Consider the following 17,294-nt stretch of genomic DNA (forward strand, 5'->3'; position numbering starts at 1 on the left):
AAAAAGCGACCGGATGGTCGCTTTTTTATGTCTGGTGCAAAAATTATTCTGCGTCAGGTTCTTCGGTTTTGTACTTCGCCGCGGTTTCTTTGATCAACTGCTGCAGTTCGCCACGCTGATACATTTCGATCAGGATGTCGCAACCGCCAACCAGCTCACCATCAACCCACAGCTGCGGGAACGTTGGCCAGTTCGCATATTTTGGCATTTCAGCGCGGATATCCGGGTTCTGCAGAATATCAACGTAAGCAAAACGCTCGCCGCAGGCTGAAAGCGCCTGCACAGCTTGTGCGGAAAAGCCGCAGCTTGGCAGCTTTGGAGAACCTTTCATGTACAGCAGAATCGGGTTTTCAGCGACCTGGCGCTGAATTTTTTCAATAGTCGTGGTCATTTCTTGCTTCCTTATACTTCTGTTACGGCAATCGTCTGACATTGTAGCGGTTCAGACCAATATCGGAAAATAACATTTTTGTCACGTTTATATATCTTAACGTGTGTCTGCTGAAGTTGCATTCGCAATATAGTTTAACCCTGCGTTGTCTGTGGCCTTGCTCATAGTGTGAGCAAAAGCGCTTCAGTTTGGCGAAAATCTTTGCACTTGCTAGCGAAACGCGATTTTAGATCTAAAAAGAGACTTAACGAATTGGGTTTTTATAGATTAGAATCGACGGGCTTTGTAAATCACACGCAGGTATTATTGATGACCTGCTTTAACCAGGGGAATGCCCAGTGGCGCGGATAAATAAAATCTCGATCACGCTCTGTGCTTTACTGTTTACAACACTCTCATTCACGCCGATGGCTAACGCCTCTGAGCAGGCGCGGCATTCGGCCGTACAAAAAACGCATCTGGCAAAAAGCACAGAACGTAAGAAAAAAACCACCAGTAAAAACGAAAAGAAAAAGACAGCGACTCACAAGCAGCAAACCGTTTCCAGCAAGACCAGCAAACCTGCCGCTAAGAAATCCCGCAAAACTTCTCGTACCGCCTCGACTCTCGTCACTGAAAAATGCACCGTGCGTAAAGGGCATAAATCAAATTGTCTGAAAGTGGGGAAAACGGCGAAACTCTCAGAAGTGCATAAAGTCCGCGTGCAGAAGGCACAAAAAACGGCCATGAATAAACTGATGGGCCAAATTGGCAAGCCTTATCGCTGGGGAGGCACCTCGCCGCGTACCGGTTTTGATTGCAGCGGTCTGGTGTATTACGCCTACAAAGATTTAGTGAAATTCCGTATCCCGCGTACCGCTAACGAAATGTACCATCTGCGTGACGCGGCATCCGTCAATCGTGGTGAGCTGGAAAGCGGCGATCTGGTGTTCTTCCGCACGCAGGGTCGCGGCACCGCCGACCACGTGGGTGTTTATGTGGGCAATGGAAAATTCATTCAGTCCCCACGTAGCGGCCAGGATATTCAGATAACCTCCTTGAGCGAAGATTATTGGGTCCGCCACTACGTTGGCGCTCGCCGCGTAATGACCCCGAAAACCATCCGTTAATCCCTGCCCTGCCGCGCTGTCGGCAGGGTAAGTTCCTCTTTTGCCGACTCTTTCAATTTGCTACTCTATCCTTGCATTCAGTGTGGTTATTGGGTGTATATAAAATAATAAGGAGAGAAGCAATGTCGTTCGAATTACCTGCATTACCGTATGCAAAAGACGCCCTGGTCCCCCATATTTCCGTGGAAACCCTGGAGTACCATTACGGCAAACATCATCAAACCTATGTCACCAACCTGAACAATCTGATCAAAGATACGGCCTTTGAAGGGAAAACCCTGGAAGAGATCGTACGCAGCTCAGAGGGCGGTGTATTCAATAACGCCGCACAGGTCTGGAATCATACTTTCTACTGGAACTGTCTGGCACCTAACGCAGGCGGAGAACCCACTGGCGAACTGGCAACTGCCGTCAACAAGGCTTTCGGCAGCTTTGCAGAATTTAAAGCGAAGTTTACGGATGCGGCGGTTAAAAACTTTGGCGCAGGCTGGACCTGGCTGGTGAAAGAGGCGGATGGCAAACTGGCGATCGTGTCGACGTCCAACGCGGGAACGCCGTTGACTACAGCTGCCACACCGCTAATGACCGTCGATGTGTGGGAACACGCTTACTATATCGATTACCGCAACGCTCGCCCAAACTACCTGGAGCATTTCTGGGCGCTGGTTAACTGGGAATTTGTTGCGAAGAACTTCGCCGCGTAAAAACGACTCGCAGAAGGGCTAACCCTTCTGCGTTTTTATCACTCGGCTGCGCAAGCGGGTTGCGGTTGTTGGCGCCCGGACAAAAGCACCAACAGCAGACCCAACCCCGCAATAATCGCCCCCATAACCGGAACAAAACTGTATCCCAGCCCAGCGGAAATCACCGCGCCCCCTGCCGCTGCACCCAGCGCATTGCCCAGGTTAAACGCCCCGATATTCACGGAAGATGAAAGCCCAGGTGCTTCGTGCGCCACTCGCATGACACGCATCTGCAACGGCGGTACCACCGCAAACGTCGCAGCACCCCATACCACCATGGCGATAGCAGCGCCGAACTCGTTACGAGCCAGCCAAGGAATGGCGACCATGATGACGATGAGCAACGTCAAGAATCCTTTCAATGTACCGCTCACTGAACGGTCCGCCAGTTTGCCGCCCAGGTAGTTGCCGAGGGTGAATCCCACACCAATCAACACCAGCATTGCCGTTACAAAGAACGGTGTGGCATGCGTAATGTCGTGCAGCACGGGCGAAATATAGGTATAGAGCGTAAACATCGCTCCAGCGCCCAGTACCGTCGTCAACAGCGCAGACAGCACCTGCGGACGGAGCAGAACCGACAGCTCTTTGCGCACATCCGGACGCTCGCCCGCTCCGCCTTTCGGCAATGAGAAGAACAGCGCGATCATCGCCACGACACCCAGCATCGCTGTCGCAAGGAAAGACATACGCCAGCCGATGACTTCACCCAGCCAGGTGGCCGCCGGCACGCCGCCAATATTCGCAATCGTTAGCCCCATAAACATCGTGGCGACCGCGCTCGCCTGTTTGTGCTTGGGTACCACGCTTGCGGCCACTACCGACCCCAGGCCAAAGAATGCGCCGTGATTGAGGCTGGTCAGAATGCGCGACAACAGGAGGGTGGTGTAGTCCGGAGAGAGCGCCGAAAGCACATTACCCAGGGTGAAGATGGCCATCAGAAAAATAAGCGCATTACGACGCGCGCGATGGGAAAGCAGTAACGTCATCAGGGGTGCGCCGATCATCACGCCAATGGCATAAGCACTGATCAGCATGCCCGCCGCAGGAATAGAAACGTCAACCCCTTTAGCGATGACCGGTAAAAGCCCCATTGGGGAAAACTCGGTGGTGCCGATCCCAAATGCGCCAATTGCAAGGGCCAGCAGTGGAAAATTGATTTTCATTCATTAACTCCGGATACCGTGCCTTTATGCGACACAGAAAAACATGCCGAAAGCATGACAGCAATCACAAAAAATGAGAAGTTAACAAATTGGCAAAAGATTATTGTCGGGAGAGTAACAATGAAAGGAAGAAAACGAGGGAGAAGGCTCTCCCCCGCCTGAATCAGTGCAGAATAGCTGTAAAACTTGCCGCAACAATCAAACCCAGCACGATAATCGTGGTCGTTAACGAAAACTTAAGATCGGTATTCATCAATTTTTCTCCTTTTAATCCCCACATGAAAAGTGAGCTTGCTCATTTTTACACAGTTTACCTCAAAAATCTTCCTGGATTTAGGCTGATAACCGTTTTTGCGCTTCCCCTTTTCATCAAGATAAGACAAAATTCCACGCTAAATTTATAAGCGTACCGGCCACTGACCCCCTCCTGACGTCCTGTGTCGTTTTCCCGGCGTATCGCAATTCAATTTGCGAGATTAGGGTGAGAGAAGGCAAACGTTTACCTCTCAATTTATCAGGAGCTTAGGATATGGTCTGGAGTGACAGCTAATGGCAACAATTAAAGATGTAGCGAAACGCGCAAACGTTTCCACTACAACCGTATCACATGTAATTAACAAAACCCGTTTCGTGGCGGAAGAGACGCGCAACGCCGTTTGGGCTGCAATCAAAGAATTGCACTACTCACCGAGCGCTGTTGCTCGCAGCTTGAAAGTGAATCACACCAAGTCAATTGGTCTGCTGGCGACCAGCAGTGAAGCGGCCTATTTCGCCGAAATTATCGAAGCGGTTGAGAAAAACTGCTTCCAGAAAGGCTATACCCTGATTCTGGGAAATGCCTGGAACAGTCAGGAAAAACAGCGCGCTTACCTGTCGATGATGGCGCAAAAGCGCGTCGATGGCCTGTTGGTCATGTGTTCCGAATATCCAGAATCCGTGCTGTCGATGCTCGAAGAGTATCGTCATATCCCAATGGTGGTAATGGATTGGGGTGACACGCGCGCTGACTTTACCGATTCCGTTAACGATAACGCCTTCGAAGGCGGTTACATGGCTGGCCGTTACCTGATCGAACGTGGTCATCGCGAGATTGGTGTCATCCCCGGCCCGCTTGAGCGCAACACCGGTGCTGGCCGTCTGGCAGGCTTTATGAAAGCCATGGAAGAAGCGCTGATTACCGTCCCGGAAAACTGGATTGTACAGGGCGACTTTGAGCCAGAATCGGGCTACCGCGCGATGCAGCAGATTGTTTCGCACTCACATCGTCCGACAGCCGTGTTCTGCGGCGGTGATATTATGGCGATGGGTGCGCTTTGCGCAGCCGATGAGCTGGGTTTACGCGTCCCGCAGGATATTTCCGTGATCGGGTATGATAACGTGCGCAACGCTCGCTACTTTACTCCCGCGCTGACGACGATTCATCAGCCGAAAGACTCCCTGGGTGAAACGGCGTTCAACATGCTGATGGATCGTATCGTCAGCAAGCGTGAAGAGTCTCAGTCAATTGAAGTCCATCCGCGTCTGATTGAACGTCGCTCCGTCGCTGACGGACCGTTCCGCGATTACCGTCGTTAATCGTTTCTACGGGGCCGGTTATTCCGGCTCCCGTAGCCACTCTCTGTTCAGCGTTTCACTATCACCTAAATAGTCCAGCAGCCAGGCCAGCGCAGGCGACATATCGTTTTGCTGCCATGTCAGGCAACAGGCCGCAACCGGAAACGGATTTTCAAGCTCGAGCGCCACCCATTCTCCGCGATCAATCCGTGGACGCGCGAAATGCACAGGCACCATCCCCACACACAATCCAGCCGACAAACAGGTTGCCGACGATTCCCAGTCTGGCGCGACGACCCGCCGCTGGTTATCAAGCAGCCAGGTGATGCGCTTTGGCAGCGATCGTGACGTGTCCTCCATCACCAGCGACGGCCAGTTGCGCAACACGTCGTCACTCAGCGGGCCTTCCATCGTGGCCAAAGGATGATCGCTTGCCACCACGCAGCGCCAGCTCAATGTTCCCATATCCCGAAAGGCATAGCGGCCCCCGACGGGAATGGCCTGTGTCGCGCCGATCGCCATCTCCACCCTACCGTCGGATAACGCATCCCATACGCCATTAAACACTTCCTGGGACACGCGAAGTTCCACATCCGAGAAATGGCGATAGAAATCGACTACCATCTGCCGCGTCCGTTGAGGTTTAACGATGTTATCCACCGCAATCGAAAGATGACCGCGCCAGCCATTGGCAATCTGCTGGCACTGTTCACGCGTGATCATCATTTTTTTGATAACAGATCGGCCTTCTTTCAAAAACCACACGCCAGCCGGGGTCAGAACGACATCCCGATGACGGCGTTCGAACAGGGGTACTGCCAGCCACTCCTCCATCTGCCGTACCGTATAGCTGACGGCAGATGGTACGCGATGCAGTTCTTGCGCGGCTCCGCTAAAGCTACCATTTCGGGCGACAGCATCCACAACTTCTAATGAATATTCAGACCACATTTTTTGCCTGCAAAATTTTTGAACGCAACCGCCAAATATTAGCGTTTCACAAGCCAGATTGCACTCCCTACACTCTGCGCCAAAGTACACCTGCCTTCATTAGGAAATGACAATGCAACCCAACAACGGATTCTTAGTCTGGCTCGGCGGTTTGAGCGTGCTGGGCTTTTTAGCCACCGACATGTATTTGCCGGCGTTTGCCGCGATGCAGCAAGACTTGCAGACACCGGCTGCCGCAATCAGCGCCAGCCTCAGCTTGTTCCTGGCCGGTTTTGCCTTCGCACAGCTGCTGTGGGGACCGCTCTCTGACCGTTATGGCCGCAAACCTATTCTTCTTCTCGGCTTAACCATCTTTGCGCTGGGATGTCTGGGCATGCTGTGGGTGCGTGATGCAACCTGGCTGCTGGTACTGCGCTTTGTGCAGGCGTTTGGCGTGTGTGCTGCCGCAGTGACCTGGCAGGCGCTGGTCACCGACTACTATCCCGCATCCCGCGTTAACCGTATTTTTGCGACCATCATGCCGCTCGTGGGGCTTTCACCGGCGCTGGCGCCGCTGCTCGGGAGCTGGATTCTGGTGCATTTTGACTGGCAGGCGATCTTTGCCACGCTGTTTATCATCACCCTGGTTCTGATGTTGCCCGCGTTTGCGCTTAAGCCCGCTCAAGCCAAACCTGTCGAGAACAATGCGGTACGTGTCACCTTTATGTCACTGCTGCGTTCCCGCGCTTATCGTGGAAATGTGCTGATTTACGCGGCCTGTTCCGCGAGCTTTTTTGCCTGGCTCACTGGCTCACCGTTTATTCTGCACGACATGGGTTACACTCCTGCAGTGATTGGCCTGAGCTACGTACCGCAGACCATCGCGTTCCTTGTCGGCGGCTATGGCTGTCGCGCAGCGCTGCAAAAATGGCAGGGTCAACAGATGCTGCCCTGGCTGTTGGTGCTGTACGCGCTGAGCGTTATCGGCACCTGGGCTGTCGGGTTTATTCCAAACGTCGGCCTGGCTGAAATCCTAATCCCGTTCTGCGTGATGGCCGTGGCTAACGGCGCTATTTATCCGATCGTGGTTGCCCAGGCGTTGCGTCCGTTTCCTCATGCAACGGGTCGTGCTGCGGCATTACAAAACACGCTGCAATTGGGTCTGTGTTTCCTCTCAAGCCTCATTGTCTCGGCATTGATCGCAACGCCATTGATGACGACCACCAGCGTGATGCTGGTGACGGTCGCGCTCGCCGCACTCGGTTATCGCATGCAAGTTTCAGCCACTGAAAATATACAAGATGGAACGGCGGTAGAATCGTCACAAGCATAGTCGTGGACGTAATTTTGTGATTTACAAGTACTTAGGCTGCTAACAACTTTCAGTTGAATGCGTGATTTTTGAAGCCTATACTAAATTTGGTTCATATAAATACGATAAATATTATCTGTTAACGGGAGCCGGAGTGCTCCCGTTTTACCATGGAAGGCTTTTCGGCAAGGGTTATCCCCCTTCCTCTGTTCTACGTCGGATACTAGCCTCACGGATAATTCCGTGAGACTTCTCACAAACCATAAAAAGCGGCTACGCTGTTTGAAGGTTCTGATCACATCAGGTGATGGAGAAGCTATGAGTTCATCGTGCATAGAAGAAGTCAGCCTTCGGGACGACAATTGGTCCCGAATCGTGAGTGAGTTATTGAGTCGCGCGGGCATTACCGTCAACGGGCCCGCCCCTTCTGATATTCAGGTCAAACATCCCGATTTTTTTAAGCGCGTGTTACAGGAGGGATCGCTCGGATTGGGCGAAAGCTTTATGGACGGCTGGTGGGAATGTGAGCGGCTGGATGTTTTTTTCAACAACGTGCTGCGCGCCGGCCTTGATAGCCAACTCCCCCACCATCTGAGAGACACGTTACGCATCGCCTCCGCCCGCCTGTTTAATCTGCAAAGTAAAAAGCGGGCGTGGATTGTCGGGAAGGAACATTACGATCTCGGTAATGACCTGTTCACGCGGATGCTCGACCCCTTGATGCAGTATTCTTGCGCTTACTGGAAAGACGCCTCCACGCTTGAGGAGGCTCAGTTAGCCAAACTCCACCTCATCTGCGAGAAATTACAGCTACAACCCGGCATGCGCGTGCTGGATATTGGCTGCGGCTGGGGAGGACTGGCGTATTACATGGCCAAAAATTACGGTGTCAGCGTGGTGGGCGTGACCATTTCTGCCGAACAGCAAAAAATGGCTCAGGACCGCTGCCAGGGTCTCGATGTCACCATTTTATTGCAAGATTACCGTGATCTTAACGACCAGTTTGACCGCATTGTCTCTGTTGGGATGTTTGAACACGTCGGCCCCAAAAATTACGATACCTATTTCGCGGTCACCGATCGCAATCTCAAGCCAGACGGCGTGTTCCTTCTCCACACAATCGGTTCCAAAAAAACGGACCATACTGTCGATCCGTGGATCAATAAATACATTTTCCCGAATGGCTGTCTCCCCTCAGTCCGCCAGATTGCGAAGGCCAGCGAGCCTCATTATGTGATGGAAGACTGGCATAATTTTGGCGCGGATTACGATACCACGTTGATGGCCTGGCACGCCCGCTTCCAGGCCTCGTGGCCTGACATTGCTGATAATTATTCAGATCGTTTCAGGCGGATGTTTAGCTATTATCTGAACGCTTGCGCGGGAGCTTTTCGCGCCCGTGATATCCAGCTGTGGCAGATTGTGTTTAGCCGGGGTGTAGAGCACGGCCTGCGCGTGCCGAGATAGTTATCACGCGTATAAGCACAATTGAAAAATCCGGAAATGGCGATCATTTCCGGAATTTTTTGCCGTTTGAACGGTGAGCGGTTTGTTCCTCACCGTTCATACCTGCCGACAAGACGTTGACCGACCCGTCATCAAGGCATTAGCTGAAGATGCGTAAAATATAATCCAGAATAAGGGATGGAAGGGTGAAGTCCGGGTCAGCAAATGTCACACCGTGGGCGCCCAGCTGAGAGAAAATCGGCAGCGTAAGAGCAGGCAATACGCATAACAACAAGCCGTTAATTCCACTGGCAATCACTGCCCCTCGGAAACCACCGGTTGCGTTACCAAAGATAGCCGCCGCGCCCCCCGTAATAAAGCTTGCCATGATGCCTGGTACGATAATAGGAAGGCCTATGACCGGGAAAATTAAGATACAAACCAGTTCAACAATAAAGCTTATCAGGAAACCGATTAACGTTGCGTTTGGTGCCTTGGTGAACAGCACCATGACATCAACGGCAGGTACGGCACCCGGGGCGAACACGCGAGCAAAGCCTTTAAAGGCGGGAACAATTTCGGCAGTAAACAGATTCACACCTGCTTTAGCCAGATAGAGACCACAGGCAAAAATAGCGGATTGCTCAAGAATAAAGATAACAACGTTTTTATCTCCTGCACCTGGACCGTAAACCATTGTCATCGCATCTTTGACTTGAGGCTGGGTCGCAAATAGACAAGAGATAAGCAGTAAAACCAGCATGGTTAATAGCGTGGCGATATTCGGCTCACGAATAAAGTCAAATTTATTACTGATTTTCAGGTGTTCGGTATCAGTACTCTTGTTACCAAACCATTTCCCCATGTATGAGCCAATAATATAAGACGAGATGGCCGCATGTGAAATGGCATACTCATCTGAACCGATAATTTCACGACTAAATCGATTAAGAATAAAAGGTGATACCGCCATGTAAGTCCCGATCAACACTGAACATATCATCACCATTTGGTAATTACTGAATCCAAACTGCATTAATACTGCAGTGAGCGCGAAGGCCATAAACAAGACGAGATGCAAGGAAAGATAAATAAATTTAAAGCGCGTAAATCGCGCCAAAATAATATTGAGTATCATTGAAAAAAGAAGAATAAGCGCTGCTGTCGCCCCTAACTTATCAATTGTCGCGGCCATGATCGCTTCATTGCTGGGGACCACACCCACGATATCAAAAGCTTTTGAGAACAGTGAACTGAAAGCCGTCAGTACTTTCATTAAAATGCTGCCGCCCACTTTTATCATTGTAAAGCCAATAAAAGAAAGCGCCGTCCCGGTTATCAGTCTTGATACCGATGCCTTTTGGAATAACAAACCAAGAAATGCCACAATTGCTATTATTACGGCGGGCGTTTTCACTAGCCCTAATAGTATGTCCATTATCGAATCCCAGTCAGATATTGTATGCCCATGGCGAGCGTTTTATAAGAAACTCAAATCACCAGCATACTAGCACTACTCAGAATGGGTTAAGTGATAACTAAATCACAAAAGAAACGCAGTTACCCATAAAATAAAATAATGTTTCATTTTAATTGTTATGAATTGGTTTCCAAACCAGGAATTAGCGTTATAAATTTGTAAATGCCATTCTAGTCGAGTGGCATTGTGCTTTTAGCTGAAGCATTTTTAAACGCTGGCTTAATGAGCTTGAGATGGGTTACGTTAAGAAAGTGGGGAGACCACTCGGTCTGCGCGAATACGTGTTAAGGTAAAATGGAGCGAATTGCTGAACATTCCGCATAAAAAATCCGGAAACGATGATCATTTCCGGATGACTCACGTTGGCGTTGATAAACCGTCCACACGGATGCCAGAGATTAAACGTACTGAATCACTCTTCCGAGCCGAATTGAGTTGCCGCTTGTTTCGCAGCCAGTACGCGTTCAACGGTGTCCACTACAGCCTGCGTTTGCGGATCAATTTCGATATTGATGCGATGACCGATCTTTTTGTTGCCAAGCGTGGTGCGCTGCAGCGTTTCTGGAATTAAATGCACACAGAAACGCGTTGGAGTCACTTCGCCAACCGTCAGGCTAATCCCATCAACACCAATAAACCCCTTATACAAAATGTATTTCATCAGGGTGGGATCCTGGAGCTTAAACCAGATCTGACGGTTGTTTTCAGACGTGAGGATTTTTGAAATCTCAGCAGTGGTCATAATATGGCCTGACATTAAATGACCGCCAATTTCATCGCTAAATTTCGCCGCGCGTTCAACGTTTACCGTATCGCCTTCGACCAACTCGCCCAAATTGGTAATACGCAGCGTCTCTTTCATCAGATCAAAGCTAATACGATTACCGTTAATCTCCGTTACCGTCAGACAGCAACCGTTGTGCGCAACCGATGCACCTGTTTCCAGCCCGTCGAGCATATGATCCGGCAGCTCTACAACATGGGTACGGAAATTGGGTTTCTCATCAATAGACACCAGTTTTGCTGTGCCCTGCACGATACCAGTAAACATGCTTATCACTCCTTTTTTATCCGCGCGGCGTTGACACCGCTTAATCGCATCACAATAACAGCTGGAAAAACAGGTTGCCAGTTAAGCGCATTTTCTGGCGATTTTTTCACTAGATAAAAGAATAAACCCCGCTACAATAGCTGGCATCCCCCCTGCATTTTCTTCTTGCTGCCAGTTATGGCGGGTTTTGTAGTCTTTCAAATAACAACAATATAAAAGGTGTTCACGTGCAGAAGTACATGCTAGAAGCGCGGCAGTTATTAGCACTGGCAATACCAGTGATCCTCGCGCAAGTCGCTCAAACCTCAATGGGATTCGTGGATACGGTGATGGCCGGCGGATACAGCGCCACCGATATGGCTGCCGTGGCGATCGGTACCTCTATCTGGCTCCCGGCAATTCTTTTTGGCCACGGCCTGCTGCTCGCGCTGACGCCCGTTATTGCGCAGTTGAATGGTTCAGGACGTCGCGAGCGTATCGCCCACCAGGTGCGTCAGGGTTTCTGGCTCGCCGGTTTTGTCTCCATTCTGGTTATGGTTGTACTGTGGAATGCGGGCTACATCATTCGCTCCATGGATAACATCGATCCCGCGCTGGCGGATAAATCCGTCGGCTATTTACGCGCACTGCTATGGGGTGTGCCAGGCTATTTGCTCTTCCAGGTCGCGCGAAATCAATGCGAAGGTTTGGCCAAAACCAAACCCGGTATGGTCATGGGCTTTATCGGGCTGCTGGTCAACATCCCGGTCAACTACATCTTCATTTATGGCCATTTCGGCATGCCTGAACTGGGAGGCGTCGGCTGCGGCGTGGCAACCGCAGCCGTATATTGGGTCATGTTCTTTAGCATGATTTCCTATGTGAAGCGCGCACGTTCCATGCGTGACATCCGCAATGAAAAACGCTTCAGCAAACCTGATATGGATGTTCTCAAGCGTCTGACACAGTTGGGTTTACCTATCGCGCTGGCGCTATTTTTTGAGGTGACTTTGTTTGCCGTTGTCGCTCTGCTGGTTTCACCGCTGGGCATTGTGGATGTTGCAGGGCACCAGATCGCGCTGAATTTCAGCTCGCTGATGTTTGTTCTGCCTATGTCGCTGGCGGCCGCGGTGACGATTCGCGTTGGCTATCGCCTGGGACAAGGATCAACGCTCGATGCACAAACTGCCGCGCGCACGGGATTGGGTGTGGGAGTGTGTATGGCGCTCTGCACGGCACTTTTTACCGTCGCCCTGCGCGAGCAAATCGCCCTGCTGTATAATGACAATCCGGAAGTGATTACCCTTGCGTCGCATCTTATGCTGTTAGCCGCGATATATCAGCTCTCGGATTCCATTCAGGTTATCGGCAGCGGCATCCTGCGTGGCTATAAAGATACGCGGTCGATCTTCTTTATTACCTTCACCGCTTACTGGGTGCTGGGTTTGCCAACCGGTTATATTCTGGCACTTACAGATCTGGTCGTTGATCGCATGGGACCGGCCGGATTCTGGATGGGCTTTATCATCGGTTTAACGTCCGCCGCTATCCTGATGATGCTGCGGATGCGTTTCCTGCAACGTCAGCCGTCCAGCGTTATTTTGCAACGCGCAGCACGCTAAACCTCAGATAGCCGCCTGCGGGCGGCTACTTTCTCTTCACTTTGCGCGGTAATTCCGCAATCGCGTGAAATACGAAAGAAAATTGCGATTTCCCTCTTGCCTGATCTCCCCGGTGCCGCTAATATTCGTCCCCGTTGTCCCAGACAACACGTTGCGTTCATAGCTCAGTTGGTTAGAGCACCACCTTGACATGGTGGGGGTCGTTGGTTCGAGTCCAATTGAACGCACCATTTTGCGTCCGTAGCTCAGTTGGTTAGAGCACCACCTTGACATGGTGGGGGTCGGTGGTTCGAGTCCACTCGGACGCACCATTTCAGCTCTGAAATGGTGCACATTCCTTCTTTTGAATCCTGATTCATCCCTCTGCTAAATTCCTCCTTTCGTTTCATTTGCTCATTACCCGTTTTCTACCACAATTATTCTGCATGGCCGTTATTTCCCATGGAGTCGGTACAATAAAACAGGTAAGTCACGATGAAAAAAATTGCGATAATTGGGGCCGGGCCTACGGGCATCTACACGTTTTTCTCTTTGCTCAGACACAAGACGCCGCTTTCAGTGACAATCTATGAGCAAGCCGAAGAAGCCGGTGTTGGGATGCCGTACAGCGATGAAGATAATTCCAGGATGATGCTGGCCAATATCGCCAGCATAGAAATTCCGCCGCTTTTCTCTACCTACATCGACTGGCTGCGGACTCAGGATACCGCGCACCTCGCCCGCTACGGCGTCGATAAATCGTCCCTTCATGTCCGACAATTCCTGCCGCGTATTCTGCTCGGCGAGTATTTCCGCGATCAGTTTCTGAAACTCGTTCAGCAAGCCAGGAAAACGGGGTTTGAGGTCAACGTGATCGAGTCATGCCAGGTGACTGACCTCGAGGCGTTGCCAGACGGCGTCACAGTATGGGCAGAAAATCAGTCCAGTCCTGAGGTTTTCGACCTCGCGGTTATCGCCACCGGGCACGTCTGGCCTGAAGATGACACCTCTACGCGCGCCTTCTTTCCCAGCCCCTGGTCCGGTCTCATGGCGGAGGATATCCGCGCCTGTAATGTCGGTATTTTAGGGACCTCGCTGAGTGGCCTTGATGCCGCGATGGCCGTCGTCATTCAGCATGGCACATTCACTGAAACAGATAATCACTGTGTGACCTTCCGCCTGGATGAAGGGAGCGAGTCGCTTAGCATCGTGCTGGCCTCTCGTTCAGGAATCCTGCCAGAAGCCGATTTTTACTGCCCTATTCCCTATGAACCGTTAACCCTCGCGACAGAACAGACCATTGAAAATGAAATCGCAGCGGGCGCAGAAGGCCTTCTGGATCGCGTGTTTGCCCTCATGGTTCAAGAACTTGAACATGCCGACCCGCACTGGAGCCAAACCGTCGCACTCAACACACTGAATGCTGACAGTTTTCACGATGCCTGGTTTGCCGAGCGGCACAAGCACGATCCCTTCCGCTGGGCCGAGTCCAACCTTGAGGAAGTCGAACGCAATAAACGCGACAAACGCACGGTGCCCTGGCGCTATACGATTCTGAGGCTGCATGAAGTCGTGCAGGACATTGTTCCGCGTCTAAATGAGACGGACAGAAAGCGTTTTGACGCGGGTCTCGCACGCGTTTTCATCGATAATTATGCGGCCATCCCGTCAGAGTCGATTCGCAGGCTGCTGGCGTTACGCGAGGCAGGCATCATCAGCGTCGTGGCGCTGGGCGCGGATTACGACATGGAGGTGAAAGAGAATCTGACGGTGATTCGAACGCAGGATAAAACGTATGAATTCGACGTGTTTATCGATGCCCGTGGGCAAAAACCGCTGAAGACGAAAGACCTTCCGTTCCCGAGGTTGCGCAAGCAGATTGAGGCAACCGGCGATGCGATTCCGGACGTTGGCGATGATTACACGTTGCTTGAGCCTGAAGATGTTCGCGGGAAAATTGCGTTTGCCGCATTACCCTATCTTATGCATGACCAACCCTTCGTGCAGGGTCTGGTGGTCAGCGCTGAAATTGGGGAGGCCATTGCTCAGGCGGTCAATCGCCAGACATCAAAAACGCGAAAACGGCTGCCGTTTATTGAGATGTGAAGCGGTCTGATTTCGATGCAATCATTTAAAAGGAGCCTGTTAGCATGCTTTGCTACAGCTCTTTTTTATTTTGCGGCGTCTAACGCGGGTTGAAGCGACAAACATGACGTTGCGAAAAGGCATGAAATTCAGGGTGGGATTATTCCCCACCCTGAAACGCCGTACGCTTACTCGAAGTAAACCTGCGGATTATCAGACAGCGACACGAAGCTTTTGCTGTCTTTATCCAGCGCACGAATATCACCGCTTTCAATATCATAAACCCAGCCGTGCAGGCGGATGGCGTTGTTCCGTAAGCCAACGGCGACCGACGGGTGCGTTTTAACGTTATTCAGCTGAGCGATGACATTTTCCTGAACCATCGCGTTCACTTTGTCTGTCGGATTGTCCCAGGTTTTCTGCTCAACAACCGCTTTCGCGGCATCGGAATAGCGCAACCAGTGGGAGACAGCCGGCATAGGATCAAGATTCGCGTTGTCAGCAATGGCTTTCATCGCGCCGCAGTTGGAGTGACCGCAAATCACGATGTCGGTTACACCCAGCGCCACGACGGCGTACTCAATAGTGGCTGATACACCACCCGGCTCTGGCCCGAACGACGGTACGATATTTCCCGCATTACGAATGACAAAGAGCTGTCCGGGTTCCTGCTGGGTGACCAGTTCGGGGACCAAACGGCTATCCGAGCAGGAAATGAAAAGCGCTTTGGGATTCTGGCTGGACGCTAAACTGCGGAAGAGTTCTTTACGTTGCGGGAAAACCTCTTTTTGAAAGCTGAGAAAACCTTCAATAATATGTTGCATAGCAATGTCTCTTTTATCTGTTTTAGTTTAGGCATGATCTGGATCACGCTCCTGAAGTTTACCCACCGCGCTTCACTTGAGACAAGAAATATATTTCTGACCCGAATGCATCACGATTTCATGCGCGTTCGCATTGATGTTCTGGCGTTCAAACGCGCCGTACAGGCGTTCAAATTTAACAGGGCTCAGGCGACGGACGATCTCCTCAACTACTGCACCCGGCAGCGGCAGCATATTCGGATAGCTCCACATAAACGAGACGCGATCAGCGCCGGGCGTCACCTGCAAAATATCACCGGCGAGCAATACGCCGTCACCCTCGTGCCAGTGCAGCACCGTCCCGCCCGCAAAGTGCCCCCCCAGCCGCAGTAGCCTCACAGTCGGCAGAATATCCAGAACATCCCCGTCCCAAAAATGCAGCGCCGGGCAGTCTCGCATCACCCATTCGCGGTCGCTGGCGTGCAGATAAACCGGCGCGTCGAACGCCGCGGCCCAGTCCTGCATGGTCGTGTAGTAATGAGGATGCGATATCGCAATCGCGCTGATCCCGCCGAGTGCGGTGATCAAAGTTTGAGTTGCGGCATCAAGGTTCGCAATGCAGTCCCAAAGCACATTGCCTTGCGGAGTTCTCAGTAGAAAAGCGCGTTGATTAATTGCGAATTTGGGTACCGTTTTTAGGCTCAGAAGGTGCGGTTCAAGCTGCTGCCATTTATTCGTGTGCGACGTCACTACGGTGTCAAAATCGACCCAAGACTGCCCGCTCACCGGAACATACTGGCGCTCGTCCTCACAAATTTTGCAGCGTTCAACCGTGCCCCGTGACGCGTCATAAGACGTCCCACAGGTTTTGCAGAGAATAATCATGGGCTCTCCCGTTATGTCATCAGGGAAAGAGTATGGCAGGGATTGGCCTTACGTGCGGTGATGTACTTCATCGTCCATTTTTGGCTTATAATGTTCCAGGAACAAAAACGAACAAAGTAGGTAAATGATGGAAATTGATCTCGATAATCTGGTGTTTAACGGACTGGATGAAGCTGAAGAGCGCAACGCTGAACGTCTGGAAGATGCGGACAAAAAAGCGCAGGCGGTTGTGGCTGACGATGATTGCGGCGACGCCTGTAAAATCTAATCTTTCAATATCAAAGCACTGGACTGGTTCCGGTGCTTTTTTATGCATTTATCCAGGCTGTCAATCGCCGGTTGCCCGCGGATCTCATCACGATAATCGCTCGGCGCAGCGCCCATACCCATAACATCCTTTCGCCCTCTTCCTCTTTCATCGGTAGCCAATGCGGCGACACCTCTGCAGTCAGCGTTGTGTAGATACATTCAGGTATCGGCAGCACAGTTCGTTCCAGTAAGTGACGCGCGTCTGGCGTAACTCAGCGTGATGTTTTGTCATGGAACCACTCCGGATCGATGTTCGCGACATCGACGCCGTAAAGACTGGCAATCGGAAGTACCGACTCGATAACACGTTGCGCACTGTTCTCCGCGCGCTCGGATGGGGTTGCAAAGAACCGCCGTAACGTATTCACCCAGTTTTGCATGATTCTGACTCCTCACCGTTTTGTCTGATCTCAGTTAAACACCCGTTTTCACCACAAAGGAAATACCAAT

The 17,294-nt window shown here is 51.4% G+C and carries 17 protein-coding genes and 2 tRNA genes; 10 read left to right on the top strand and 9 right to left on the bottom strand.

Annotated elements, in window-relative coordinates:
• Positions 1 to 43: 43 nt before the first annotated feature.
• Positions 44 to 391, bottom strand: coding sequence for a monothiol glutaredoxin 4 (gene grxD, locus AC0LWE_RS03945; RefSeq protein ID WP_012017187.1), 348 nt, complete (start codon positions 389 to 391; stop codon positions 44 to 46).
• 338 nt (positions 392 to 729) lie between these two features.
• Between grxD and AC0LWE_RS03950 the strand changes: the two genes are divergently transcribed.
• A complete protein-coding gene (locus AC0LWE_RS03950) occupies positions 730 to 1,500 on the top strand; it encodes a C40 family peptidase (protein ID WP_059178126.1) in 771 nt (256 codons plus the stop codon).
• Between the two features lie 122 nt (positions 1,501 to 1,622).
• Positions 1,623 to 2,204 carry a superoxide dismutase [Fe] gene (gene sodB, locus AC0LWE_RS03955; protein WP_059178127.1) on the top strand — a complete coding sequence of 194 codons (582 nt, stop codon included), beginning with the start codon at positions 1,623 to 1,625 and terminating at the stop codon, positions 2,202 to 2,204.
• Positions 2,205 to 2,242: 38 nt separating this feature from the next.
• On the opposite strand, the gene AC0LWE_RS03960 is transcribed toward sodB, so the two are convergent.
• The gene (locus tag AC0LWE_RS03960; RefSeq protein WP_131487433.1) at positions 2,243 to 3,409 is read right to left on the bottom strand and encodes an MFS transporter; all 1,167 of its coding nucleotides are present in this window, start codon (positions 3,407 to 3,409) and stop codon (positions 2,243 to 2,245) included.
• A 163-nt stretch (positions 3,410 to 3,572) separates the two neighbouring features.
• The gene (gene cydH, locus AC0LWE_RS03965; RefSeq protein WP_040075924.1) at positions 3,573 to 3,662 is read right to left on the bottom strand and encodes a cytochrome bd-I oxidase subunit CydH; all 90 of its coding nucleotides are present in this window, start codon (positions 3,660 to 3,662) and stop codon (positions 3,573 to 3,575) included.
• A gap of 296 nt (positions 3,663 to 3,958) precedes the next feature.
• On the opposite strand from cydH, the gene purR reads away from it, so the two are divergent.
• Positions 3,959 to 4,984 (top strand): HTH-type transcriptional repressor PurR, encoded by a 1,026-nt coding sequence (purR, locus tag AC0LWE_RS03970; RefSeq protein WP_202666897.1) that lies wholly within the window; start codon positions 3,959 to 3,961, stop codon positions 4,982 to 4,984.
• Between the two features lie 18 nt (positions 4,985 to 5,002).
• Here purR and punR read toward each other — a convergent pair whose 3' ends face one another.
• Complete coding sequence (punR, locus tag AC0LWE_RS03975) at positions 5,003 to 5,914, bottom strand: DNA-binding transcriptional activator PunR (RefSeq protein ID WP_202666898.1); 912 nt, start codon at positions 5,912 to 5,914, stop codon at positions 5,003 to 5,005.
• Between the two features lie 112 nt (positions 5,915 to 6,026).
• Between punR and punC the strand changes: the two genes are divergently transcribed.
• Positions 6,027 to 7,226, top strand: coding sequence for a purine nucleoside transporter PunC (gene punC, locus AC0LWE_RS03980; protein ID WP_219346668.1), 1,200 nt, complete (start codon positions 6,027 to 6,029; stop codon positions 7,224 to 7,226).
• 297 nt (positions 7,227 to 7,523) lie between these two features.
• Positions 7,524 to 8,672 carry a cyclopropane fatty acyl phospholipid synthase gene (cfa, locus tag AC0LWE_RS03985; RefSeq protein ID WP_219346669.1) on the top strand — a complete coding sequence of 383 codons (1,149 nt, stop codon included), beginning with the start codon at positions 7,524 to 7,526 and terminating at the stop codon, positions 8,670 to 8,672.
• 139 nt (positions 8,673 to 8,811) lie between these two features.
• Here cfa and AC0LWE_RS03990 read toward each other — a convergent pair whose 3' ends face one another.
• On the bottom strand, positions 8,812 to 10,089 hold the full coding sequence (locus AC0LWE_RS03990; protein WP_059178132.1) for a PTS ascorbate transporter subunit IIC: 1,278 nt from the start codon (positions 10,087 to 10,089) through the stop codon (positions 8,812 to 8,814).
• Positions 10,090 to 10,543: 454 nt separating this feature from the next.
• Positions 10,544 to 11,182: a riboflavin synthase subunit alpha gene (locus AC0LWE_RS03995; protein WP_174341976.1), complete on the bottom strand. Its 639-nt coding sequence runs from the start codon at positions 11,180 to 11,182 to the stop codon at positions 10,544 to 10,546.
• A gap of 227 nt (positions 11,183 to 11,409) precedes the next feature.
• On the opposite strand from AC0LWE_RS03995, the gene mdtK reads away from it, so the two are divergent.
• The 4 genes from mdtK to AC0LWE_RS04015 all read left to right on the top strand — a co-directional run bounded on the left by mdtK (position 11,410) and on the right by AC0LWE_RS04015 (position 14,868).
• A complete protein-coding gene (gene mdtK / locus AC0LWE_RS04000) occupies positions 11,410 to 12,783 on the top strand; it encodes an MdtK family multidrug efflux MATE transporter (protein ID WP_202693561.1) in 1,374 nt (457 codons plus the stop codon).
• 153 nt (positions 12,784 to 12,936) lie between these two features.
• Positions 12,937 to 13,013, top strand: a tRNA-Val gene (locus AC0LWE_RS04005).
• Positions 13,014 to 13,017: 4 nt separating this feature from the next.
• Positions 13,018 to 13,094, top strand: a tRNA-Val gene (locus AC0LWE_RS04010).
• A 163-nt stretch (positions 13,095 to 13,257) separates the two neighbouring features.
• On the top strand, positions 13,258 to 14,868 hold the full coding sequence (locus AC0LWE_RS04015; RefSeq protein ID WP_474264844.1) for an FAD-NAD(P)-binding protein: 1,611 nt from the start codon (positions 13,258 to 13,260) through the stop codon (positions 14,866 to 14,868).
• Positions 14,869 to 15,035: 167 nt separating this feature from the next.
• On the opposite strand, the gene AC0LWE_RS04020 is transcribed toward AC0LWE_RS04015, so the two are convergent.
• Together AC0LWE_RS04020 and AC0LWE_RS04025 are read right to left on the bottom strand one after the other, a co-directional pair.
• Positions 15,036 to 15,671 carry a carbonic anhydrase gene (locus AC0LWE_RS04020; protein WP_059178136.1) on the bottom strand — a complete coding sequence of 212 codons (636 nt, stop codon included), beginning with the start codon at positions 15,669 to 15,671 and terminating at the stop codon, positions 15,036 to 15,038.
• A gap of 72 nt (positions 15,672 to 15,743) precedes the next feature.
• Positions 15,744 to 16,535 (bottom strand): MBL fold metallo-hydrolase, encoded by a 792-nt coding sequence (locus AC0LWE_RS04025; protein WP_216981483.1) that lies wholly within the window; start codon positions 16,533 to 16,535, stop codon positions 15,744 to 15,746.
• A gap of 127 nt (positions 16,536 to 16,662) precedes the next feature.
• On the opposite strand from AC0LWE_RS04025, the gene AC0LWE_RS04030 reads away from it, so the two are divergent.
• The gene (locus AC0LWE_RS04030) at positions 16,663 to 16,803 is read left to right on the top strand and encodes a hypothetical protein (protein ID WP_072241814.1); all 141 of its coding nucleotides are present in this window, start codon (positions 16,663 to 16,665) and stop codon (positions 16,801 to 16,803) included.
• A gap of 253 nt (positions 16,804 to 17,056) precedes the next feature.
• Here the strand turns inward: AC0LWE_RS04030 and AC0LWE_RS04035 are convergent, their stop codons facing one another.
• Positions 17,057 to 17,224 carry a hypothetical protein gene (locus AC0LWE_RS04035; protein ID WP_216981484.1) on the bottom strand — a complete coding sequence of 56 codons (168 nt, stop codon included), beginning with the start codon at positions 17,222 to 17,224 and terminating at the stop codon, positions 17,057 to 17,059.
• Positions 17,225 to 17,294: the final 70 nt, after the last annotated feature.

It is taken from the genome of Lelliottia sp. RD5 (assembly GCF_056032945.1).

Bases quoted from the DNA above. Each gene is read 5' to 3' on its own strand.
- grxD (WP_012017187.1), bottom strand. From the start codon at position 391: ATGACCACGACTATTGAAAAAATTCAGCGCCAGGTCGCTGAAAACCCG.
- sodB (WP_059178127.1), top strand. From the start codon at position 1,623: ATGTCGTTCGAATTACCTGCATTACCGTATGCAAAAGACGCCCTGGTC.
- AC0LWE_RS03960 (WP_131487433.1), bottom strand. From the start codon at position 3,409: ATGAAAATCAATTTTCCACTGCTGGCCCTTGCAATTGGCGCATTTGGG.
- cydH (WP_040075924.1), bottom strand. From the start codon at position 3,662: ATGAATACCGATCTTAAGTTTTCGTTAACGACCACGATTATCGTGCTG.
- purR (WP_202666897.1), top strand. From the start codon at position 3,959: ATGGCAACAATTAAAGATGTAGCGAAACGCGCAAACGTTTCCACTACA.
- punR (WP_202666898.1), bottom strand. From the start codon at position 5,914: ATGTGGTCTGAATATTCATTAGAAGTTGTGGATGCTGTCGCCCGAAAT.
- punC (WP_219346668.1), top strand. From the start codon at position 6,027: ATGCAACCCAACAACGGATTCTTAGTCTGGCTCGGCGGTTTGAGCGTG.
- cfa (WP_219346669.1), top strand. From the start codon at position 7,524: ATGAGTTCATCGTGCATAGAAGAAGTCAGCCTTCGGGACGACAATTGG.
- AC0LWE_RS03990 (WP_059178132.1), bottom strand. From the start codon at position 10,089: ATGGACATACTATTAGGGCTAGTGAAAACGCCCGCCGTAATAATAGCA.
- AC0LWE_RS03995 (WP_174341976.1), bottom strand. From the start codon at position 11,182: ATGTTTACTGGTATCGTGCAGGGCACAGCAAAACTGGTGTCTATTGAT.
- AC0LWE_RS04015 (WP_474264844.1), top strand. From the start codon at position 13,258: ATGAAAAAAATTGCGATAATTGGGGCCGGGCCTACGGGCATCTACACG.
- AC0LWE_RS04020 (WP_059178136.1), bottom strand. From the start codon at position 15,671: ATGCAACATATTATTGAAGGTTTTCTCAGCTTTCAAAAAGAGGTTTTC.
- AC0LWE_RS04025 (WP_216981483.1), bottom strand. From the start codon at position 16,535: ATGATTATTCTCTGCAAAACCTGTGGGACGTCTTATGACGCGTCACGG.
- AC0LWE_RS04030 (WP_072241814.1), top strand. From the start codon at position 16,663: ATGGAAATTGATCTCGATAATCTGGTGTTTAACGGACTGGATGAAGCT.
- AC0LWE_RS04035 (WP_216981484.1), bottom strand. From the start codon at position 17,224: ATGCAAAACTGGGTGAATACGTTACGGCGGTTCTTTGCAACCCCATCC.